Here is a 20,666-nt window from a genome sequence, read left to right as displayed (position 1 = left end):
CCGTCACACGGCCAGGACGGTCACGGTGGCGTTGTGGAAACCGCTGGACCCCGTGCTGCGGCCGAACTCCCCGTAGGTGAAGAGGCCGCACGCGGGCGCCCCGTCGAGGCCGCGGGCGATGGCCGGTCCCTCCTCCACCACCTTCTCGCCCAGGTTGGCCAGGCGCGCGGTGCAGGAGAAGACCAGCGCGCCGCGGCTCACGCGGCCGATGGCCCGCGTCGCGACGGCCGTGGCCTCCTGCGCGGCCGCCAGCAGTTCGTCGTGGCTGGTCGTCATGACCTGCACGACGGCGTTGTCGCTGACGTAGCCGAACATCACGAGCCCGCCGTCGGGGCCCTCCCCGAAGATGTGGCGGACGTCGTAGCCGCCGGCCGTCGTGGGCAGGCCCAGCGGCCCGTCCATGAGGCGCTCCGCGAGGGAGCGCGCCGGGGCGTCCTGCGCTCCGAACTCGGCCTCCGCGTCGGCGCGCATCTCCAGGTACGCCTCGAGGGCCGGGCGCCCGTCCAGCTCGTGGACGACGTTGCCGCTGGCGCGCGTCACCACCATCAGGTCCCCCACGGGACGCCACCCGTGGGCCACCCCGATGCCCACGGGACGCCGGGAGTTGATCCACAGGGCCACCACCCCGTTGGTCAGGGTGCGGCCCCGCGCGTACTGGTAGGTGCCCGTCTGGGTGAGGGAGTCCGCCGCGGCCCCGCCGACGATGGCCACCTGGGCTCCGGCGGCGCGGTAGGCGCCCCGCAGCACCTCGCGCTGGTCCCCGGCCAGGCCGTCCGACATCAGCAGGAGGGCGTCGTGCTCGCCCGAGCCGCCGGCGTCGGCCCGTGCCTGCACCACCGCCGCCTCGGTGGCTGCGGCGATGTCGGAGCCGAGGCTCTCGGCGGTGCCGACGCCGAAGGTGAGGTCCCCGGCGGGCAGGTACGCGGCGCTGCAGCCACCCACCCCGGGCGCCTCGGTCGTGTAGCAGCCGTACGCGGAGCATCCGACCACGGTGGCTGCCCCCGCCGCTGCCGCCGCCTCGTCGAAGAAGGCGGGCACGTCCTCGCCCACGGTGGTGAAGACGACGAGAAGGTCGCCGGGCTGCGGTGTCCGGCCGGCCAGGGCGGCCTGCACGCACTCCCGCGCGGCCTGTCGCGGGTCCGGGGAGCCGCTGTGGCCCACCCCCATGGTCCCGGCGTCGAGCTGGGGAACCGTCATGGTGCCGTCTCCGTCCCGGTCGGGGCGGGGCGCGCCGCGGCGGCAGCTCGCCCCTGAGTGCCTCGACCAGTGTGGCAGGAGGGGCCCGGCCCGTCGCGTCCGTGGAGGACGGGACGGGCCGGGCCCCTCCTGCTGCTCGGCGTGCGGTGGGGTCAGTAGCCGATGCGGAAGGTGGCGTCGCGGCGGTCGCCCAGCGCGGATGCCGAGGAGATCTCGTCGATGCGCAGCGCGAAGGCGGAGTGCCGCAGGTAGCGGGTGGGGAAGTTGTGCGAGCGGAACGACGTCCACCTCGAGTCCGCGAGCCCGGAGGTGCGGTGGAAGGTGGCGTCCGCACGGAACCCGGCGCTGCCGTCGTTCGGGGCGAGTCCCACCACGAACCCGGAGTGCCGCAGGAACCGGCCGGGGAAGTTCACCGACTCGAACGACACCCCCGTCGAAGCGGCCAGGCCGGGAACCAGGCGCCACATCGAGTCCCGGTACGGGTCGAACGGGTACTGGTCGATCCGGCCGACGTTGTTCGCGTGCCGGACGAAGTGGTCGGGGAAGTTGTGCGACTTCAGCCGGTTCCAGGCCGGGGTTCCCCAGCGCGCGAGCAGGTTGTCGTACTCGACCTGGGTGATCTCGGTGATCGTCTGGTGCTTGCCGTGCATGGGCTGGGTGAAGTTCGCGTTGCTCACCGGGGACCACGTGCCGGCCGCCAGGTCGGTGGTGCGCCACACGGTGGCGTAGCCGTTGCGCGGGGCCCAGTTGTCGCCCCAGAGGTACCAGACGTTCTGGCCGATCGCCTTGACCACGGTGGGCGCCTCGGTGCCGATGGGTCCGCGGTAGGCGCCGGTGAAGACGCCCCGGTCGAAGCTGCCCGGTGCCAGCGAGGAGGACCGCGCTCCCATCAGCGTGAAGTCGTGCTCCCGCTTGAAGTACAGGTAGTGCATGCCGTTGTGGAAGGCGAAGCTGCCGTCGATCACGTTGAAGCCGGGGTCGAAGTAGACCTGGTGGCCGCCGACGGTCCGGAAGTCCGTCGTGTAGTTCACCATGAGCACGTTGCGGTTGCCGTCGTTGGCGGAGTAGACGATGCCGTACTGCCTGCGGCCGGCGTCCCAGATGACCTCCGGCGCCCACGAGTGCGTCGGCAGGGAGTGCAGCTTGATGCGGCGGTAGCCGGTGAAGCTGCGCAGGTCGGTGGAGTCCCAGACGTGGATGTACTGGTTCTGCTCGGCCCAGTTCGTGCCCTTCAGGTCCGTCGCGAGCACGACGAAGGTGTTGTCCTGCTTGCGGTGGATGTAGGGGTCCCGCAGCCCGCCCGTGCCGGCCGTCGGGAGCACGACGGGGTTGTTCTGGTTGAGCGGGGTCCACTCCAGCCCGTCGCGGCTGACGGCCAGGTGCAGCCCGTAGGAGGCGACCTCCCAGTTCGGGGACTCCGCGAAGTAGCCCATCACGTACGCGGCGGGCGTGATGGCTGCGGAGGCGGCCGGGGCGTTGAGGACGGACGCGGACGCGACCAGAGCGAGCGCTCCACCGAGGGCGGTGCGACGAGTCAACTCAGGCATGGGACTCCGTTCGGGCGGCTGGTGCGCGGCAGGCGCGGGGGCGGTGCCACGGGTGGGGACGCACGAGAGCACGCGAGCATGCGCGGTCGGCAGCGGTGCCGGCAGCGATGTGAGCGTTAACAATCGGTGCGAGCCGCCATTCCAACCGCTGCCGCCCGCCCTGTCAACCACCTGTTCACGCGCACTTCCGCCGTCCCCGGCGGGGCGCGTCCGGTGCGTCACCGCCCGGCGCCGTCGCGCTGCGGGGAGTCACGACTCGACTCGTCGGCACCCGTCCCGCGCGCGAGGATGCCGCCACGAGGCGGCGCGGCGAGGGGAGCGACAGGTGCAACGGGTGCTCATCACCGGGGCGGACGGCAGGATCGGGCGGTTCCTGCTGGCCAGGATGGCCCGCGCGGACCGGGTCCTGCGCCTGCTCGACGTGCGGTTCGGCGAGGACCTTGAGGCCGGTCCCCGCACCGAGCTGGTGCAGGGCTCGGCCGAGGACCTGGACCTCGTGGTCAGCGCCTGCGCCGGGGTGGACGCCGTCGTGCACCTGGGCGGCATCCCGAACGAGGCGCCCTTCGACGACGTGCTGCGCGTCAACGTGCGCGGCACGTACTGCGTCCTCGAGGCCGCGCGCCGTGCCGGGGTGCCGCGCGTCGTCCTCGCCTCCAGCAACCACGCCGCCGGGATGCACGGCCGCCACGAGGCGCCGCCCGGTGGCCTCTCGGCGACCGTCAGCCCCCGCCCGGACACCTACTACGGCTGGAGCAAGGCCGCGCTGGAGTCCCTCGGGCGCCTCTACGCGGACCGGTGCGGCCTCGACGTCGTGGCCCTGCGCATCGGCCACTGCACCGAGGAGCCCGAGGGGGTGCGCGCCCTGTCGAACTGGCTGTCGCCGGACGACGCGGCCCGCCTCGTGGAGGCCGCGATCGCCACGCCCGCACCGGGCTACCGCCAGGTGTGGGGCATCTCCCGCAACACCCGGCGGTGGCTCTCCCTGGCCGAGGGCGAGGAGATCGGGTTCGATCCCGCCGACGACGCCGAGCGCTTCGCCGAGAGCATCCTCGCCGGGGTCGGCGACCTCGACTGCGACGCCCCCGAGATGGAGCTCGTCGGCGGCGACATGCACGACACCGCCCTCGGCGGAGAGGACTGACGCGCGGCGCGGGTCAGCGACCGGCCCCGACCGCCGGCCCGCTCCCCGCCAGCCACTGCGCGAACGGGGTGCTGCCGCAGGTGAAGGCCCCGTCCGGGCACAGCGCCCCGGCCGCCATCGCCCGCCCGGCCGCGCCGGGCAGCCGCAGGGGCAGCACGCGAACCCGCGCACCGCGGGCGGCCGCGGTCCGGCGCGCGAGGTCCGGCAGGTGGAACACCTCGGGGCCTGCCATCTCCGGTGCCCTGCCGACGGGGTTCCCCAGGGCCAGGTCCGCGAGCGCCGCGCCCACGTCGCGCGCCGCCACCGGCTGCACCCGCGCCACGGGAACCGCCGCCACGGGGCCGAACGCCATCCGGTCCAGCATCTGCCCGGCGAACTCGTGGAACTGCGTGGCGCGCAGGATGCTGACCGGAACGGGACCGGCCAGCACCGCCCGCTCCTGGGCGAGCTTGCCCGCGTAGTAGCCGAGGGGAACCCGCTCCAGCCCCACGATGGAGACGACGACGTGGTGGCGGACGCCCGCCCGCACCTCCGCGGCCAGCACGTGCTCCGCGGACCGGGTGAAGAACTCCACCGCGGTGCGCGCCCTCGACGTCGCGACGGTGGACGCGTCGACGACGGCGCCCGCCCCCTCGAGCGCCGCGTCCAGGCCGGCGCCCGTGAGCAGGTCCACCCCCGTGGACCGGCTCGCCACCACCGCCTCGTGCCCCGACGCGCGCAGCGCCGCCACCACGTGCCGGCCCACGACGCCCGTTCCCCCAAGAACCACGATGCGCATCTGCTGCCTCCTCGTTCCGTCCACCTGCTCCGGCGGGCCCCGCCGACCGGGACCCGCACACGGAGGACGAGACGGCGGGCGGGAGTGTGACACGGCGGCGGCGCGAAGCGGTGTGATGCGCGTCGCAGCCCCACGGCGCCGTCCGGGCCCTACGGTGCTGCGATGACGCAGCAGGCCGTCGACGAGCTCGCGCACTCCTTCGAGGCGGCCCGGCCGCGCCTGGAGCGCATCGCCTACGCCGTCCTCGGCGAGCGCGGTGAGGCGGAGGACGTCGTGCAGGAGACGTGGCTGCGCCTGGCGGGCGCCGCCGCCGAGGGCGAGGTGCGCGACGTGGTGGGCTGGTGCACCGTCGCCGTGTCCCGCAGGGCGGTCGACGTGCTGCGCTCCGCCCGCCACCGCCGCGAGCAGTACGTCGGCCCTTGGCTGCCGGAGCCGGTGCTGGCGGCGCCGCCCGGCGGGGAGGGCGCCGACCCGGCCGAGCAGGTGGTGCTGGCGGAGACGGTGGCGTTCGCGCTGATGGTCGTGCTGGAGTCGCTGACGCCCGCCGAGCGCACCGCCTGGGTGCTGCACGACGTCTTCGGCCTCCCCTTCCCGGAGGTCGCGACCGCGGTGGGGCGCTCCCCGGAGGCGGTGCGACGCCTCGCCTCCCGGGCCCGGGCGCACATCGGCGAGGGCGCACCCCGCCTGGACGTGGCGCAGGAGGAGCACCGCCGCGTGACGGCGGCGTTCGGTGCCGCGGTCGCCACCGGGGACCTGCACCACCTCCTGGAGGTCCTGGACCCGGCCGTCGTCCTGACCTCCGACGGGGGCGGTGAGGTGTCGGCGGCCCGGCGGCCCGTGCTGGGCGACGACGCCGTGGCGCGGTTCGTCCTCGGCATCGCGGGCCGGCGCTCGCCCACCGAGGTGGTGCAGCCGGTCCTGGTCAACTCCGGGCCCGGGTTCGTCGCCCACGACGGCGGGCGGGTCACGCTGGTGGTGGCGCTGGCCGTGTCCGGTGGGCGGGTGGTCCGCGTGGACATCGTGCGGGCGCCGTCGAAGCTGGCACGGGTGCGGCTGCCCGGCTGAGGGACCCCCGTCGTCGACCGCCCAACCGGAAGGACCCCGCGTGACCCGCCACCCGCTCACCCCCCTCAGCGCCGAGGAGTTCGACCGCAGCCGCAGCGTGCTGCAGGAGTCGGGGCGCCTGCTGCCCAGCATGCGGTTCGCCTCGGTGAGCCTCGCGGAACCCCCCAAGGCCGACGTGCTCGCGTGGCGGGAGGGCGACCCGGTCCCGCGCCGGGCGCTGTCCGTGCTGTGGGACCGGGCCGGCCGCAGCACCCACGAGGCCGTCGTCGACCTCGTGGCCGGCGAGGTCGTGTCGTTCGACCACGTGCCGGGCGTGACGCCGAACTTCACGGTCGACGAGTACCACGAGTGCGAGCGGGCGGTGAAGGCCGACCCGGACGTCGTCGCGGCCCTGGCCGCCCGCGGCATCACCGACCTCGGCCTCGTCCTCATCGACGTCTGGACGTACGGGCTCGGGGTGATGCCGGAGCAGTGGCGCGACCGGCGGCTCGGCTGGTGCGACGTGTGGCGGCGGGAGACGCCGCTCGGCAGTCCGTACGCCCACCACGTGCAGGGCGTGAAACCGATCGTGGACATGGACGCCATGCGGGTCGTGCACCTCGACGTGGCCGACGAGATCGCCCCGCCCGCACCGGTCATGGGGGAGTACGAACCGGAGCTGGTGGCGGCGAAGGTGCCCGGGTTCCGGCTGCGGGAGGACGTGCGAGCCCTCGACGTGACCCAGCCGGAGGGGCCATCGTTCACCGTGGAGGACGGGGAGCTGCGCTGGCAGAAGTGGCGCATGCGTCTCGGCTTCACCGGCCGCGAGGGTCTCGTCCTGCACCGGGTGCGCTACGACGACGACGGCACCGAGCGCTCCATCGCCCACCGGATGTCGTTCGCGGAGATGGTGGTGCCCTACCGCGACGCCGGGTTCGACCACTACCGCCGCACCGCCTACGACATCGGCGAGTGGGGCCTGGGGTACATGACGACGTCGCTGGCGCTGGGCTGTGACTGCCTGGGGGAGATCCGCTACGTCGACGCCGTCCTGGCGGACTCGAAGGGCGAGCCGTACACGGTCCCCAACGCCGTCTGCCTGCACGAGGAGGACGACGCGGTCCTGTGGAAGCACGTGGACGCGAACGGGCGGGCGCAGGTGCGCCGGTCCCGCCGGATGGTGGTGTCCTTCCACGCGACGGTGGCGAACTACGAGTACCTCGTCTACTGGCGGTTCTACACCGACGGCAACATCGAGTGCGAGGTGCGCGCCACGGGCATCATGGTGACGACGCCGCTGCCGGAGGGCGCCCCCGTCCCGGCGACGGGGACGCTCGTCGACGAGCGCACCTACGCCCCGTTCCACCAGCACTTCATCGTGGCCCGCCTCGACCTGGACGTGGACGGCCCGGAGAACACGGTGCTGGAGGTGGACTCGGCCGCCGCACCGATCGGCCCGGGCAACCCCCACGGGCTGGCCGTCACGACGACCGCCACGGCGATCGAGTCGGAGTCGCAGGCCGGGCGGGACGTGGACTGGGCGGCGCAGCGCTCCTGGAAGGTGCAGCACGCCACGAAGAGGAACGGCCTGGGAACCCCCGTCGGCTACAAGCTGGTGGCGACCTCGGCGATCCCGCACATGTTCGACCCCCAGGCGCTGCAGTTCCTGCGCGCACCGGTCATCGGGCACGACGTGTGGGTCACCCGCCACCACGATGACGAGCTGTGGCCGGCGGGGAACCACCCCACGCAGAGCGAGTCGGACTCCGGCATGACGCGCTGGATCGCCGACGACGAGCCCCTCGTGGGCACGGACGTGGTGCTGTGGCACGTGTTCGGCATCCACCACATCACGCGCCCGGAGGACTGGCCCGTCATGCCCGCGGACGTGGTCTCGTTCTGGCTGAAGCCGTCGGGGTTCTTCGACCGAAACCCGGCGCTGGACCTTCCGCCCTCGCCGGGGGCGCGCCACGGATCCGCGCAGGGCGGGCCGTCCTGCCACTGAGGTCGTGCTGCCGGCAACGCGCCCGCGCTCGGCCGCAGACACAGGAGCCCGGCACCCCGGAACGGGATGCCGGGCTCCTGGCCGAGGCGCTCAGAGGGCGTCGGCGGTCCGGGTGGAGCGCTGGTCGCCCAGGATGACGGTCGTGTCCTCGGTGGTCACGGTCGTCACCGTCGTCTCCGCGGTCTCCGTGTCGGGGCTGGAGTCGGCGCGGTGGCGGACGCGGCCGACCACGTCGCGGGCTGCGGAACCGGCCTTCTCCTGCGCCAGGCTGGCGGCGGCCTTGGCGGCGTCGGTGGCCTTGTCCTCGAGGACGCTCACCTTCTGCTGCACGGTGGGGTTGCCCCAGAACCGGACGGCCGCGGACCGGATCTGCTCGTAGCGCTCGCGGCCGGCCCGGGCGCCGAGGACGTAGCCGGCGGCCCCCGCGATCAGCACGGTCATCTTGCTCATGGGTGCTCCTCCTCCGGTCGATGGCTGACCCGCAAGGATGCCAACGATCCAGCGGCAAGGCCAGCCGTGATCGCGCGAGGCGGTGGGGCTCAGGCGGTCAGCGCCCCGCCGGCCGCCACGAGGAGCGCCACGTCCAGCGCGGCGACGGCCACGGTGGCCGGGAACGGCCAGCGGCTGCGCGGGGAGGTCAGGGCCGCCCACGCGGCCGAGGCGGTCAGGGCGCCCGCCAGCGCGAGGCCGGCCCACCCGAGCGCTCCCGGCGGGCCGGGCGGGCCGAGGACGACGAGGACGCTCGCGGCGGAGAGCGCCGCCGAGGCCAGGACGGTGGAACCCGCCCGGCCGAGCAGGTGCGGCAGGCCGCGCACCCCGGTGGCCCGATCGTCGTCGAGGTCGGGGATCACGTTGGCGCAGTGCGCACCCACCCCGAGCAGAGCCCCCACCGCACTCGCCCACAGCGGTGCGGCACCGCCCGCGACGGCCAGCGTCACCACCGTCGGCAGCCCGCCGAAGAACAGCACGTACGGCACCCACGACCAGGGGGTGCTCTTCAGCCCCGCGTTGTAGCCGAGGGCGGCGGCCACGCCGAGCAGGTGCAGCAGGCCGGCGCGCCAGCCGAGCAGGAGGGACAGCGGCACCACGGCGGCGGCGGCGGCCAGGGCGGCGGCGCGCACGTCGCGCACCGGCAGCAGCCCGGCGGCGGCGGGCTTGTCGCCGCGGCCCACCGCGGCGTCGCGGGCGGCGTCCACCCAGTCGTTGGACCAGCCGACCGCGAGCTGCCCCGCCAGGACCGCCGACCCGAGGAGGGCGGTCGTCGCCACCCCGCCGCCCGCGCCGGCGGCCAGGGCCGTGGCGAGGGCGGTGACCGCCACGGTGGGCAGCGGGTGGCAGGACAGCAACAGGGCCCGCAGCCAGCCCCCGCCCCTGCGCAGGGGGGCCGGGGAGGGGGCTCCGTCGGTGACCGTCACGGCGGACACCGTGCCCTGCCGCGCTCCGGTTGGCAACGACCGCCCGCGCCCCGCCGGACGTGCCCGCCGGACGTGCCCGCCGGACGTGCCCGCCGGGGTGCCGTCCCACCGGGCCGACCCCGGAGTCAGGTGACACGATGCGGCCATGCCGAGCATCGCCGCAGTCGCCCCGGCGCTGCCACCGTTCGCCTACCCCCAGGAGCGCATCACCGAGGTCCTCACCCCCATGCTCCTGCCGGCGCCCGAGCGGCGTGCCCTGCTGCGCCGGCTGCACGCCGCCAGCGGTGTCCGCACCCGCCACCTCGCGCTGCCCCTGGAGCGCTACGCGGACCTGGGTTCCTTCACCGCGTCCAACGGCGAGTTCATCCGCGTCGGCACGGACCTGGCGGTGGAGGCGGTGGAGGCCGCGCTGGCGCAGGCGGGCCTGGCTGCGGCGGACGTGGACTTCCTGCTGTTCACCACGGTCACCGGTGTCTCGGCGCCCTCCCTCGACGCGCTGCTGGTGTCCCGCCTGGGCATGCGCCCCGACGTGAAGCGGCTGCCGTCCTTCGGGCTGGGGTGCGTGGCCGGTGCCGCGGGGCTCGCGCGCGTCGCGGACTACCTCGTGGGCCATCCCGACGAGGTGGCGCTGCTCGTGTCGGTGGAGCTGTGCTCGCTGACCCTGCAGCACGACGACGACTCCGCGGCGAACCTGGTGGCGAGCGGGCTGTTCGGCGACGGTGCGGCGGCGGTGGTGATGGTCGGTGACGGGCATCCCGCGGCGGCCGCGGGCGGTCCGGGGGTGGTCGCCACCCGCAGCCGCCTCTACCCCGGCACCGAGGGGGAGCTCGGCTGGGACGTGGGTTCCGGCGGGTTCCGCATCGTGCTGTCCCCGGCCCTGCCGGAGGTGCTGCGCAGCAACCTCGGCGCGGATGTCGAGGGGTTCCTCGCCGACCACGACCTCAAACCCGGTGACGTCGGGACCTGGGTGGTGCACGCCGGCGGGCCGAAGGTGCTCGATGCGGTCTCCGGGGCCCTCTCGCTGCCGGAGGGTGCGCTGGAGCTGAGCTGGCGCTCGCTGGAGCGGGTGGGCAACCTGTCCTCCGCGTCGGTGCTGCACGTCCTCGCGGACGCGCTGGCCGTGCGCGGCGGCGGTGGCGGGGCGGAGGGGGCTGAGGCGGTGGTGCTGGCGGTGGGTCCGGGGGTGAGCGTGGAACTGGTGCTGCTGCGCTGGCCGGAGGCGGGGGCCGTCGCGGGGGTGGGGTCGTGAGTTCCGCGCTGTGGTTCACAGTCCTCATCGGGGCGACCGTGTGCGAGCGGGTCGCGGAACTCGTCGTCGCCCGCCGCAACGCGCGCTGGTCCCTGGCCCGCGGTGCCGTGGAGTCCGGCAGGCGGCACTACCCGCCGATGGTGCTGCTGCACACGGCCCTGCTCGTGGGCTGCCTGGTGGAGGTCCACGTGGCGGAGCGAGAGTTCCTGCCGTGGCTGGGCTGGCCGGCGCTGGCGGTGGTGCTGCTCAGCCAGGGGCTGCGGTGGTGGTGCATCGGCGTGCTGGGGCCGCAGTGGAACACCCGGGTCCTCGTCATCCCCGGCCTGTCGCTGGTCGCGCGCGGGCCCTACCGGTGGCGCTGGCTGCGGCACCCGAACTACGTGGCGGTGGCGCTGGAGGGCCTGGCCCTGCCGCTGGTGCACACCGCGTGGGTCACCGCGGCGGTGTTCACGGTCCTGAACGCGGTCCTGCTGCTGGGGTTCCGCATCCCGGTGGAGCAGCGCGCCCTGGAGGCGGCGGGGGAGCCGCAGCGGGGAACGGCCCTCCCGGTGCAGCGCCGGGACCGGGTCTGACGTGGCCGCCGGAACGGCACCGGGCGCGGGGGACGGGGTGTGACGGACTGCGACGTCCTCGTCGTGGGCGGCGGGCCGGTGGGTCTCGCGGCGGCCGTCGAGGCGCGACTGGCCGGGCTGAGCGCGGTCGTGGTCGAGCCGCGCGGGACGCCCGTGGACAAGGCGTGCGGTGAGGGCCTGATGCCGGGGGCGGTCGCCGCGCTGGCCCGCCTGGGCGTGCACCCGGCCGGGCACCCCATCGCGGGTTTCGCCTACGCCGACGCCCGGCACCGGGTGCAGCACCGCTTCCGCGGTCCCGCCGGCCTGGGCGTTCGGCGCACGGTGCTGCACGCCGCACTCGCCGCCCGTGCGCAGGAGGTGGGCGTGGAGGTCCTGCGGGCCCGCGTCGGCGCCGTGGAGGAGGGGCTGGAGCCGGGCGCGGCGCAGGTGCGCGCAGCGGGGGTCCGGGCGCGGTGGCTGTTGGCCTGCGACGGCCTGCACTCCACGGTGCGCGGGCTGGCGGGGCTGTCGCGGCCGGCCCGGGGCGCTGCGCGCTTCGGCCTGCGGCGGCACTACCGGCTCAGCCCGTGGACGGACCTGGTGGAGGTGCACTGGAGCCACGAGGCGGAGGTGTACGTGACGCCTGTCGCGCCGGACCTGGTGGGGGTGGCGGTGCTGGGGCGGCGCGGGGCCCTGCGCTCCGCCAGAGGGCGGGGGGGCGGAGGTGGCCTGGAGGCCGTCGTCGACTCGGTCCCCGCGCTGGCGGGGCGGCTGCGCGGGGCGGTGCCCGACGGGCCGGTGCGCGGGGCGGGGCCGCTGCGGCAGCGCACGAGGGCGCGCAGCCGGGGGCGGGTGCTGCTCGTCGGTGACGCCTCCGGCTACGTCGACGCCCTGACGGGGGAGGGGTTGCGGGTGGGGCTGGCGCAGGCGCGCTCGGCGGTCGCCTGCCTCGATGCGGGCGCCGCGCCGGGGGCCGTGGGGAGGGCGTACGAGCGGGCCTGGGCCTCGGGGACCCGCGAGGCCCGGCTGGTGACCGAGGCGCTCGTTGCCGTGGCGACGTCGCCGGCGCGGGGGGCGGTGGTGCCGGCCGCGGCGCTCGCCCCGCCGCTGTTCGCGGGCGTGGTGGAGCGGCTGGCGCGCTGACCGGCGGCCGTCCGTCCCCCTGGCGGCCCCTTGACCAGCGCGTTCATCGTGCGTTCATCCCGGAGACACCCTATGTTCGGGCCAGGGCCGCGGGGGTCCTGGAACGGGACGAGGTGATCGTGGTGCTGCGCGACGGGCTGTGTCCTCAGGTGGCCGATGAGGAGCTGGCGGCTCTGCGCAACGAGACGCCCGCCGAGCGGATGGACCGCAACTGGGGTGAGCTGCTCCAGGAGCTGCGCGTCGTGCAGACCGGCGTCCAGATCCTCGCCGGCTTCCTCATCACCCTGCCGTTCCAGGCGCGCTTCGAGGAGCTCGACCAGTACCAGCGCACCCTCTTCCTGGTGGCACTGATCTTCGCGCTGGCGGCGACGAGCTTCTTCCTCGCCCCCGTCTCCCTGCACCGGATGCTGTTCCGGCGCAACGCCAAGGCCCGCCTCGTCACGCTGGGCGACCGCTTCGCGAAGGTCGGTCTGGTCACGCTGGTCATGGCTATCACGACGGTGTCGATGCTCGTCGCGGACGTCGTCCTCGGCCGCACGGGCGGCTGGATCATCGCGGGCGCGATGTTCTCGGTGATCGTCACGTGCTGGTACATCGTGCCGCTCAACGAGCTGCGCTGCCTGGGCCGCCAGCGGGCCCACGCGGACTGAACCGCCCTCGGCGGACGGGCTCGGCGGGCCGGCTCACCGGGCCACGAGGTCGCCGTACTCCTCGGCGTGGCGCTGCACCCAGGCCGCGACGTAGGAGCAGGCCGGCACGATCCGGCGGTCCTGCCGGCGCATGTCGTCGAGGGCCTCGCGGACGAGGCGCGCGGCGATGCCCCGGCCCTCGTGCTGCGGGGGCACGCCGGTGTGGGTGAACACCGCGATGCTGCCCGGCGGGTCCCCGGCCGGGCGGTAGTCGAGAACACCGACGACGGCGCCGTCCGCGTGCGCCTCGTACCGGTGCCGGTCCTCCTGGTGGGTGACGGTGACGTCCATGCCCCCGATCCTCTCCCGCTCCCCGCGCGCCCGCCCGCCGTGGGCGCCGCCGTTCCAGGGTCGGGAAGAGGACTGCCTAGGCTTCGGTTGCACGCCACACGCGCCCGACCCGGGCGCGACCCGCCGCCGGGGCCGCATCCGGCGGTCGGCGACGGGTCGGACCCGTCACGAGAGGACCACGACCATGGGCCGCAGGATCTTCGGCATCGCCAGCGCCCTCACCCTCGCCGGGCTGCTCGCGGCCTGCGGTGGCACCGGGGCGGGAGGGGACGGCGCCGGCGGCTCGGAGGAGGTCCTCCGCGTCGGCACCGAGGGCACCTACGCGCCGTTCACCTTCCACGACGAGTCGACGAACGAGCTCACCGGCTACGACGTCGAAGTCGTCAACGCCGTCGCGGACAAGCTCGGCCGGAAGGTCGAGTACTCCGAGAACGCTTGGGACTCCCTCTTCGCCGGGCTGGAGGCGAAGCGGTACGACGTCGTCGCCAACCAGGTCTCCGTCACCGAGGAGCGCAAGGGGAAGTACGCCTTCTCCGAGCCGTACACCGTCTCCACCGGGGTCATCGCGACCCGCGCGGACGACGACAGCGTCTCCGGCCTCGCCGACCTGCAGGGCAAGCGGGCCGCACAGTCCGCCACCAGCAACTGGGCGCAGGTCGCGAAGGACGCCGGGGCGGAGGTGGAGGCCGTGGAGGGCCTCACCCAGGCCGTCACCCTGCTCAAGCAGGGCCGCGTCGACCTGACCCTCAACGACAACCTCACGATCCTCGAGTACCTGAAGTCCACCGGCGACGACAGCATCAAGATCGCCGCCGAGACGGACGAGAGCACCGAGCAGGCGTTCGCCTTCCGCAAGGAGGACGCCGAGCTGGCCGCGGAGTTCGACGAGGCGCTCGCCGAGCTCCGCGCCGACGGCACCCTCGCGAAGATCTCCGAGAAGTGGTTCGGCGAGGACGTCAGCGGCCCCGTCGCCGGCTGAGCGAGGACCGGGGACGGGAGGAGGGGGATGGACGCCGGCACGTGGGAACTCGTGCGCGCGGCTCTGGGACCGCTGCTCGCGGGCCTGGTGTACGGCACCATCCCCCTCACCGCCATCAGCTTCACGGCGGGACTCGCCCTCGCGCTCGCCGTCGCCCTCATGCGGCTGTCGGGCATCGCGCCGCTGGCCGCGATCGCCCGCTTCTACGTCTCCGTCATCCGTGGCACCCCGCTGCTGCTGCAGCTGTTCATCATCTACTACGGGCTGCCGTCCCTCGGGGTCACGATCGACCCGTTCCCCAGCGCCTGCATCGCCTTAACCCTCAACGTCGGGGGCTACGCCTCGGAGGTGGTGCGAGCCGCCATCCTCGCCGTGCCCAAGGGACAGACCGAGGCCGCGCTGACCGTCGGCATGGGGTACGCCACCACCATGCGGCGCATCGTCCTGCCGCAGGCGTCCCGCGTCGCCGTCCCACCGCTGTCCAACACCCTCATCGCCCTGGTGAAGGACACGTCGCTGGCCTCGACCATCCAGGTCACCGAGCTGCTGCGCAAGGCGCAGGAGCTCGCCGCTCCCACCTTCGAGTTCTTCGCGCTCTACGGGGTGGCCGCCCTCTACTACTGGATCGTCTGCCTCGTGCTGTCCTTCTCCCAGGCGCGGGTGGAGACGCGGTTGAACAGGTACGTGGCGAGGTGAGCGGGGTGGGTCCGCTGCTGCAGGTCCGGGGCCTGCGCAAGGCGTTCGACGGCCACGAGGTCCTGCGCGGCATCGACGCCGACGCCGAGGCCGGTACCGTCACCGTCCTCATCGGGCCGTCGGGTTCCGGCAAGACCACCGTGCTGCGCTCCCTCAACGTCCTGGAGGTCCCCGACGCCGGCAGCATCCGCATCGGCGACGTCGGCCTCGACTTCGCGCCGGGGCACCGCGTCGGCAAGCGCGCCGCCGCACGGCTGCGCGCCCAGAGCGGCATGGTGTTCCAGAACCACAACCTCTTCCCGCACCTGACCGTCCTCGGCAACGTGATGGAAGGACCGGTCGTCGTGCAGCGCCGCCCCCGCGAGGAGGCCCGCGCCGACGCCCTCGCCCTCCTGGAGCGCGTCGGGCTCTCCGACAAGGCGGAGCAGTTCCCCTTCCAGCTCTCCGGCGGGCAGCAGCAGCGCGTCGGCATCGCCCGGGCCCTCGCGATCCGGCCCGAGCTGATGCTCTTCGACGAGCCGACCTCCGCGCTCGACCCGGAGCTCGTGGGTGAGGTGCTCGCGGTCATGCGCGACCTCGCCACCGAGGGCTGGACGATGGTGGTGGTCACGCACGAGATGCGCTTCGCCCGGCAGGTCGCCGACCAGGTGCTGTTCCTCGACGGCGGCGTCATCGTGGAGCGGGGCGCCCCGTCGGCGGTGCTGGAGCAGCCGCGGCAGGAGCGCACCCGCAGGTTCCTGCGCCTGCTCGGCGAGGCAGGGTAGGGCTCAGATCTCCCCGCGCAGGGCCGCGAGGATGTCCTCCCGGGTGTCGAGGGTCGTCCGCTCCCGCCCGTGCGCGCGACCCAGCGCGGTCTCCGCGGCGTCGATGCGGGCCCAGTCCGCCATGGACAGCGGCGCCCGCCCCCGTCCGCGCAGCACCTCGTCGAGCGTCGGCCCCGACGGCGCCGGCCGTGCCAGCAGCCCCGCCGCGTCGGCGAGGACCGTCGCGGCGGTGCGGTTCGCGTCGGCCTTCGCGTCGCCGATGACCCCGACGGGACCGTGCGCCAGCCACCCCGTCACGTACTCACCGGGCTGCGCCCGCCCGTCGCGGACGACGCGGCCGCCGACGTTCGGGACGGCCGTGCCCGCCTCGTTCACCGGCAGCCCCGGAACGCCCGTGACGCGCGAGCCCGCAGCCCGCACCACCATCTGCGCAGGCAGCACCTCCGTCTCGCCCGTGCCGCTGATCGAGCCGTCGGCGCCCAGTGCGTTGCGCTCCACCTCCAGGCCGGTGACGTCGCCGTCGCCCACGATCCGCAGCGGCCGGGTCAGGAAGCGCAGCCGCACCTCACGCTCGACCGCGGGGTCGGAGGGCCTCGCCGCCCACTCCCGCAGCACCGCGAGGTTGCGCTCCGCGGTGCGCGTCGGCGCCGGTCCGGGCAGGTCCAGCGCCGCCCGCGCGTCCTCCACGACCACCTGCGCGCCGGGGATGGCGCCGAGCTCGCGCAGCTCCTTCGTGGTGAACGTCGCCTGCGCCGGCCCGCGCCGCCCCAGCAGCGTCACCCGCCGCACCCGGCTGGCGTCCAGCGCCTCCAGCACCCGCAGCGGCATGTCCGTGGCGTCCAGGGCGTGCGGGCCCTTGGCGAGGATCCGCACCACGTCCAGCGCCACGTTCCCCGCACCGACCACCACCACCTCGCGGCTGCGGCGCAGCAGCTCCGCCACCCGCGCGCCCGCATCGGGCACCCCGCAGTACCAGCCGACGACCTCCACCGCCGAGACGCAGCCGGGCAGGTCCTCGCCCGGGATGCCCAGCGGCCGGTCCGCCGACGCCCCCAGCGCCCACACCACCGCGTCCGACTGCGCCAGCAGCTCCTCCGCCGTGACGTGGGAGCCGACCTCCACGTCTGCCCACAGCCGCACCCGCGGCTCCGACAGGGCACGCTCCAGCACCAGCCGCAGGGAGCGGATCTTCGGGTGGTCCGGGGCCACGCCGTAGCGCAGCAGCCCGAACGGCGTCGGCAGCCGCTCCACCACGTCCACCAGCACGTCCACCCCGGCCTCCGCCGCATGGCGGGTCAGGGCGTCCACCAGGTACGCACCCGAGGGGCCCGCACCCACCACGGCCACGCGCAGCGGCCGGGGAAGGGGGTCGGGCATGGGGGCCTCCTGGCGTCCGACGTCGGCGTCGTGGTGAGGCGACGCTAGACGGGGCCGGGGCGGGTGTCGAGGTGGCGCGTCAGAAGTTCGACCAGTAGTGCCGGGCGACGTCCCGGTCGCTCAGCTGCGTGGAGTGCACGGCCACCTCGTCGAGGGTTCCCCGCAGGTACTCGCTCGACGGCTGGTTCGGCCGGTTCCTGATCCGCGCGCCGCCCCACCGCCACCAGCCGCTGTAGGCGTCCGCCGAGGCCACGCCCGCTCCCTGCGCCTCGAGGAGGCCGTCCACGTACAGCTTGGTGCCCGTCGCGCTCATGCTCGCGACGACGTGGTGCCACTGGCCGTCGTTGACGCGGGTCCTGCTGCGGAGCTGACGGTGGTCGGTGTTGGAGACCGTGACGTAGAAGGAGGCGTAGCCGCCGCTGTCCACGTACGTCATGCGGTCGGAGGAGCCGCCGTTGGCGGGGGTGGTGTCGCTGACGAAGCTGCCCACGACGCCGCCCTGCGTCGTCGTGGTGCGCACCCAGGCCTCGAAGGTGAACTCGTTCGGCGCCGCCGACGCCGCAGCGGCGGAGTTGCCGACCGCGTAGCCCCGGACGCCGTCGAACGCCATCGCCGTCGACGTGGTCTGCCCCTGGGTCGGACCCTGCAACGCCCCCTGCCGTGCGGCCGTCGCGCCCTCCGTCGAGCGGTGGGGCACTGTCACCGGCGTCGTCGCAGCGTGGAGGTGCGCGACCTCGTCGCTGTCCAGGGCGCGCTGCACGATGCGCACGGTGTCGATGCTGCCGTGGAAGAGGTTCGTCCGGGCGGTGCTGTGCCAGGCGGCGCCCGCCGCCACGGGGCCGGAGGCGTTCCAGTTCGTCGACGGACCGCCGCCCAGCTTCTCGAGGCGGCCGTTGACGTAGATCCGCACCTGCCGTGCCGGGGCGTCGTAGACACCGGTCAGGTGCGTCCACGCACCGGCCACGACCTCGGAGTCGGCGGTGGCGCCTCCCCAGGCGGCGGGCGAGACGGCGTCGTCGCTGGGGAGCAGCATCTGCCACCGGGCCGCGGCCCCACCGGTGCTGCCCCCGGCGTACTCCAGGATGAACGAGCTGTTGGCCGTGCCGTGCTTGGAGAGGACGTTCATGAACCTGGCCGGCCGGGACGCGGGGTTGACCCACACGGAGACGGTGAAGCTCCTCGTGGTGTCCAGCGCGGCGGTCGACCCCTGCACCCAGTCGTCCACTCCGTCGAAGGTGAGCGCCCTGCCGGGCTTGCCGCTCGTGGTCCAGGTGGCGCCGTTGACGGTGCCGGTGCGGCCGTTCCAGGTGACGTCGGCGGTGGACGTGCCGGTGCCCTCCTCGAAGTCCCATCCCAGGGTGGGGCCCTCGTCGCGCAGTGCGGCGATCAGGCTGCCGGGGAGGGGGTGCGCGTAGGTGGCGAGGGAGTCGATGCTGCCGATCCAGAAGGCGGTGCCGGCCTGGTTGCGGCCCACGACCAGCGGGTTGGTGTTCCAGAAGGTGGTGTCCGGTCGCGCCGTGGACGTCACGACGCCGTTGACGTAGAGGTGCAGGAGGTTTCCGGGGTCGTCGTAGACGACGGCGAGGTGGGTCCAGCGGTCCTTCACCGGGGCGACGGTGGAGCTCAGGACCTCACCCGCGGCGCCGCTCGAGGTCGGCATCTCCACCCGCCAGACGGCGGTGCTGTTCGACGTCCGCGTGAACGACAGCGAGAAGGTGCCCGCCTGGTGGGCGACGGTCCGGGTGGCGGTGTCGTTCGTCAGCCTCACCCACGTCGACAGGGAGAAGCTCCTGTCCGTGCGCAGGGGCGCGCGCTCGCTCGTGACGGTGTCGTCGCCGTCGAAGAGCACGGCCCTGCCCTGGTGGCCGATCGCGTCCCAGGTCATCCCCGTGCTGAGGGTGCCGCGGTTGCGGGCGCCGCTGCTGTCGTCGGCCGTCGAGCCGGTGCCCTCGTCGAAGTTCCACAGCATCGAGGGGGACCGGTACAGGGCGCCCACGTCCGCGGCCGTGAGGGCGCGGCGGTGCATCCGCACGTCGTCGACGAGTCCCGGGAAGTGGTCCACCCACCCGCCGTTCCACCGCGCGCGTCCGACCTGCAGGGGGCCCGTCGCGCTCCACTCGGTGCTGTCCGCCTTGGGGGCGACGCCTTCCAGGACGCCGTTGACGTAGAGCCGCAGCTCGTCGCGCTCGTCGTCGTAGACGCCGGCCACGTGGTACCAGGTCCCCTCCACGGGCAGGGTCGTGCTGATCGCCCGGTCGGTGAGCGGGGTCGCCGTGTCGGTGCGGGTCATCGTGAACGCCCACCGCTGATCGTCCCAGCGGTACTGGAGGAAGAACGCGCTCGCCGAGGAGGGGTCGGCAGCGGTCCCCCCCTGCTGGCTCACGATGGTGTGGTACCAAGGCTTGGAGCGCAGGTTGGCCCATGCCGAGACGGTGAAGCTCTGGTCGGTGCGGACGGCGTTCCGGGTTCCGGCGACGTGGTCGTCCGTGCCGTCGAGCGACACGGCCCGGGCCCCGGGGGCGCTTCCCCACTGGGTGACGCCGGCGTCCCAGGTGGCGCCGTCCGTGAGCGTGCCCGTGTTCCCGTTGCCGCTGACGTCGGCCGTGGCCGTTCCCGACCCCTCCGCCAGCGGCCACTGCAGGGCCGGGCGGGTCTGGAGCCGCACGACCTCGAGGGCGCTGAGCGTGCGGGAGTAGACCCGCACGTCGTCGATGCGGCCGGACCAGAAGCTCCCGAGGACACCCGAGGACTTCATCCGGCCCACGGCGAGCCCCTGGGTGGACAGCCAGGTGCCGGACCAGGCGATGTCCGCCTCCTGGACGCCGTTGACGTAGAGCCGCACCCTTCCGTTCGGCACGTCACGCACCACGGCGAGGTGGGTCCACGTGTTCGGCGCCGCGTTCGACGTGGAGCTGGCGCGGGTCTCCGTGGCGGTGTCGCTGTCGGTGCCGGTGAGGCGGACGGCCCACTTGCCGGTGTCCTTGAAGTACTGCAGCGCGAAGGCGCTCTGCCGCGAGCCGTCCTGGCTGATCACGGCACGGCTGACGGTGGTGCTGTCCAGGTACACCCAGGCGGCAGCGGAGTAGCTCTGGTCCGTGCGCACGATGGATGCGGGCGCGGTGACGTGGTCGTCGATGCCGTCGAAGGTCGCTGCGGAGGCGGCGTAGCCGTCGCTGGTCCAGCCGGGTGCTGCGGTGGTCGCCCCGAACGTGCCGGTGTTCACGGAGCCGGAGGAGTCGGCGACGGTGGTGCCGGTGCCCTCGTCGAACTGCCACCACAGCTCCGGGCCGTCCGTCGCCGTCTGGTAGGCGCCGTTGCGGGCGGCGTCGGAGTGGTGCGCCGCGGTGGAGGTGGGCGCGCGGACCGGGCCGTCGTCGGAGCGGTAGTAGAGGTGGGGGCTGGTGCCCACCGTACCGCCGCCGGCCACGGCCTGCGGATGCGTCGGGAAGGTCGTGTCCGAGGTCAGGGTGCTGCTCGCAGTGGGTGCGGTGGCGGTGAAGGCCGCGCCGGTGAGGCCGGGCAGGCTGAGGGCGAGCGCTGCGAGGGCCACCCACTGCAGGGCCCCCGACCGCACGCCCAGGACGCCGCGGACCCAGCGGGCGCACCGGGCCAGGCCGCTCACGGCATCCTCCGCTCCAGGGCCGGCGCGCCGGCCGCCACCCGCATCCGGTTGCGCGAGCGGAGGCGCGCAGCGGAGGTGGAGGCAGCGGTCACCTTCGACGGATCGGCGCGTTCGGGGCCCACCTTGACGGCTCCTGCCCCTTTCGGCCGGAAACCGGCCCACCTCCCTGCGGAGGCGG

18 protein-coding genes are annotated in these 20,666 nt (G+C 74.5%); 10 read left to right on the top strand and 8 right to left on the bottom strand.

Translation table 11 applies throughout. The annotated features are described in order from the left end of the window. Positions 1 to 3: 3 nt before the first annotated feature. Both CLV92_RS16860 and CLV92_RS16855 read right to left on the bottom strand, forming a co-directional pair. Positions 4 to 1,197, bottom strand: a complete 1,194-nt coding sequence (locus CLV92_RS16860) for an FIST signal transduction protein (RefSeq protein WP_104434651.1) — start codon at positions 1,195 to 1,197, stop codon at positions 4 to 6. Between the two features lie 152 nt (positions 1,198 to 1,349). After that, complete coding sequence (locus CLV92_RS16855) at positions 1,350 to 2,744, bottom strand: glycoside hydrolase family 43 protein (protein ID WP_104434649.1); 1,395 nt, start codon at positions 2,742 to 2,744, stop codon at positions 1,350 to 1,352. Between the two features lie 325 nt (positions 2,745 to 3,069). Between CLV92_RS16855 and CLV92_RS16850 the strand changes: the two genes are divergently transcribed. Beyond that, positions 3,070 to 3,885: an NAD-dependent epimerase/dehydratase family protein gene (locus tag CLV92_RS16850; protein ID WP_211291215.1), complete on the top strand. Its 816-nt coding sequence runs from the start codon at positions 3,070 to 3,072 to the stop codon at positions 3,883 to 3,885. Between the two features lie 13 nt (positions 3,886 to 3,898). On the opposite strand, the gene CLV92_RS16845 is transcribed toward CLV92_RS16850, so the two are convergent. After that, a complete protein-coding gene (locus CLV92_RS16845; protein WP_104434645.1) occupies positions 3,899 to 4,663 on the bottom strand; it encodes an SDR family oxidoreductase in 765 nt (254 codons plus the stop codon). A gap of 162 nt (positions 4,664 to 4,825) precedes the next feature. Here CLV92_RS16845 and sigJ point away from each other — a divergent pair, with 162 nt between their 5' ends. Together sigJ and CLV92_RS16835 are read left to right on the top strand one after the other, a co-directional pair. Next, the gene (gene sigJ, locus CLV92_RS16840) at positions 4,826 to 5,728 is read left to right on the top strand and encodes an RNA polymerase sigma factor SigJ (protein WP_104434643.1); all 903 of its coding nucleotides are present in this window, start codon (positions 4,826 to 4,828) and stop codon (positions 5,726 to 5,728) included. Positions 5,729 to 5,768: 40 nt separating this feature from the next. Continuing rightward, on the top strand, positions 5,769 to 7,712 hold the full coding sequence (locus CLV92_RS16835) for a primary-amine oxidase (protein ID WP_104434641.1): 1,944 nt from the start codon (positions 5,769 to 5,771) through the stop codon (positions 7,710 to 7,712). Between the two features lie 90 nt (positions 7,713 to 7,802). Here the strand turns inward: CLV92_RS16835 and CLV92_RS16830 are convergent, their stop codons facing one another. Next, the gene (locus CLV92_RS16830) at positions 7,803 to 8,162 is read right to left on the bottom strand and encodes a hypothetical protein (protein WP_104434639.1); all 360 of its coding nucleotides are present in this window, start codon (positions 8,160 to 8,162) and stop codon (positions 7,803 to 7,805) included. Between the two features lie 89 nt (positions 8,163 to 8,251). Further along, positions 8,252 to 9,127 carry a UbiA family prenyltransferase gene (locus tag CLV92_RS16825; RefSeq protein ID WP_211291214.1) on the bottom strand — a complete coding sequence of 292 codons (876 nt, stop codon included), beginning with the start codon at positions 9,125 to 9,127 and terminating at the stop codon, positions 8,252 to 8,254. 145 nt (positions 9,128 to 9,272) lie between these two features. On the opposite strand from CLV92_RS16825, the gene CLV92_RS16820 reads away from it, so the two are divergent. From CLV92_RS16820 to CLV92_RS16805, 4 genes are all read left to right on the top strand, one after another. Continuing rightward, the gene (locus tag CLV92_RS16820) at positions 9,273 to 10,376 is read left to right on the top strand and encodes a type III polyketide synthase (protein ID WP_104434637.1); all 1,104 of its coding nucleotides are present in this window, start codon (positions 9,273 to 9,275) and stop codon (positions 10,374 to 10,376) included. Further along, positions 10,373 to 10,948 (top strand): isoprenylcysteine carboxyl methyltransferase family protein, encoded by a 576-nt coding sequence (locus tag CLV92_RS22945; protein WP_281256953.1) that lies wholly within the window; start codon positions 10,373 to 10,375, stop codon positions 10,946 to 10,948. Before CLV92_RS16820 ends, CLV92_RS22945 begins: the two co-directional genes overlap by 4 nt. 39 nt (positions 10,949 to 10,987) lie before the next feature. Continuing rightward, positions 10,988 to 12,070, top strand: coding sequence for an NAD(P)/FAD-dependent oxidoreductase (locus CLV92_RS16810; protein ID WP_104434636.1), 1,083 nt, complete (start codon positions 10,988 to 10,990; stop codon positions 12,068 to 12,070). Between the two features lie 149 nt (positions 12,071 to 12,219). Beyond that, positions 12,220 to 12,720, top strand: a complete 501-nt coding sequence (locus CLV92_RS16805; RefSeq protein WP_245886917.1) for a DUF6328 family protein — start codon at positions 12,220 to 12,222, stop codon at positions 12,718 to 12,720. Positions 12,721 to 12,753: 33 nt separating this feature from the next. On the opposite strand, the gene CLV92_RS16800 is transcribed toward CLV92_RS16805, so the two are convergent. Continuing rightward, positions 12,754 to 13,050, bottom strand: coding sequence for a GNAT family N-acetyltransferase (locus CLV92_RS16800; protein WP_104434634.1), 297 nt, complete (start codon positions 13,048 to 13,050; stop codon positions 12,754 to 12,756). A 184-nt stretch (positions 13,051 to 13,234) separates the two neighbouring features. On the opposite strand from CLV92_RS16800, the gene CLV92_RS22050 reads away from it, so the two are divergent. From CLV92_RS22050 to CLV92_RS16790, 3 genes are read left to right on the top strand one after another with little or no spacing between them, the layout of a single operon-like run. Beyond that, a complete protein-coding gene (locus CLV92_RS22050) occupies positions 13,235 to 14,029 on the top strand; it encodes an amino acid ABC transporter substrate-binding protein (RefSeq protein ID WP_211291213.1) in 795 nt (264 codons plus the stop codon). A 27-nt stretch (positions 14,030 to 14,056) separates the two neighbouring features. Further along, positions 14,057 to 14,725 carry an amino acid ABC transporter permease gene (locus CLV92_RS22045; RefSeq protein WP_211291212.1) on the top strand — a complete coding sequence of 223 codons (669 nt, stop codon included), beginning with the start codon at positions 14,057 to 14,059 and terminating at the stop codon, positions 14,723 to 14,725. Next, a complete protein-coding gene (locus CLV92_RS16790) occupies positions 14,722 to 15,489 on the top strand; it encodes an amino acid ABC transporter ATP-binding protein (RefSeq protein ID WP_104434632.1) in 768 nt (255 codons plus the stop codon). The genes CLV92_RS22045 and CLV92_RS16790 overlap by 4 nt, the downstream gene beginning before the upstream one ends. A 3-nt stretch (positions 15,490 to 15,492) precedes the next feature. Here CLV92_RS16790 and CLV92_RS16785 read toward each other — a convergent pair whose 3' ends face one another. Both CLV92_RS16785 and CLV92_RS16780 read right to left on the bottom strand, forming a co-directional pair. After that, complete coding sequence (locus CLV92_RS16785) at positions 15,493 to 16,866, bottom strand: FAD-dependent oxidoreductase (RefSeq protein WP_104434631.1); 1,374 nt, start codon at positions 16,864 to 16,866, stop codon at positions 15,493 to 15,495. 79 nt (positions 16,867 to 16,945) lie between these two features. After that, on the bottom strand, positions 16,946 to 20,488 hold the full coding sequence (locus CLV92_RS16780; protein WP_104434629.1) for a LamG domain-containing protein: 3,543 nt from the start codon (positions 20,486 to 20,488) through the stop codon (positions 16,946 to 16,948). Between the last annotated feature and the right edge of the window lie 178 nt (positions 20,489 to 20,666).

This window comes from Kineococcus xinjiangensis (assembly GCF_002934625.1).
Classification (GTDB): Bacteria; Actinomycetota; Actinomycetes; order Actinomycetales; family Kineococcaceae; genus Kineococcus_A; species Kineococcus_A xinjiangensis.
Note: the sequence above shows the minus strand (reverse complement) of the source record. Positions and strands in the feature narration are given on the sequence as shown.

Bases quoted from the DNA above. Each gene is read 5' to 3' on its own strand.
- CLV92_RS16860 (WP_104434651.1), bottom strand. From the start codon at position 1,197: ATGACGGTTCCCCAGCTCGACGCCGGGACCATGGGGGTGGGCCACAGC.
- CLV92_RS16855 (WP_104434649.1), bottom strand. From the start codon at position 2,744: ATGCCTGAGTTGACTCGTCGCACCGCCCTCGGTGGAGCGCTCGCTCTG.
- CLV92_RS16845 (WP_104434645.1), bottom strand. From the start codon at position 4,663: ATGCGCATCGTGGTTCTTGGGGGAACGGGCGTCGTGGGCCGGCACGTG.
- sigJ (WP_104434643.1), top strand. From the start codon at position 4,826: ATGACGCAGCAGGCCGTCGACGAGCTCGCGCACTCCTTCGAGGCGGCC.
- CLV92_RS16830 (WP_104434639.1), bottom strand. From the start codon at position 8,162: ATGAGCAAGATGACCGTGCTGATCGCGGGGGCCGCCGGCTACGTCCTC.
- CLV92_RS16820 (WP_104434637.1), top strand. From the start codon at position 9,273: ATGCCGAGCATCGCCGCAGTCGCCCCGGCGCTGCCACCGTTCGCCTAC.
- CLV92_RS16800 (WP_104434634.1), bottom strand. From the start codon at position 13,050: ATGGACGTCACCGTCACCCACCAGGAGGACCGGCACCGGTACGAGGCG.
- CLV92_RS22050 (WP_211291213.1), top strand. From the start codon at position 13,235: ATGGGCCGCAGGATCTTCGGCATCGCCAGCGCCCTCACCCTCGCCGGG.
- CLV92_RS22045 (WP_211291212.1), top strand. From the start codon at position 14,057: ATGGACGCCGGCACGTGGGAACTCGTGCGCGCGGCTCTGGGACCGCTG.
- CLV92_RS16785 (WP_104434631.1), bottom strand. From the start codon at position 16,866: ATGCCCGACCCCCTTCCCCGGCCGCTGCGCGTGGCCGTGGTGGGTGCG.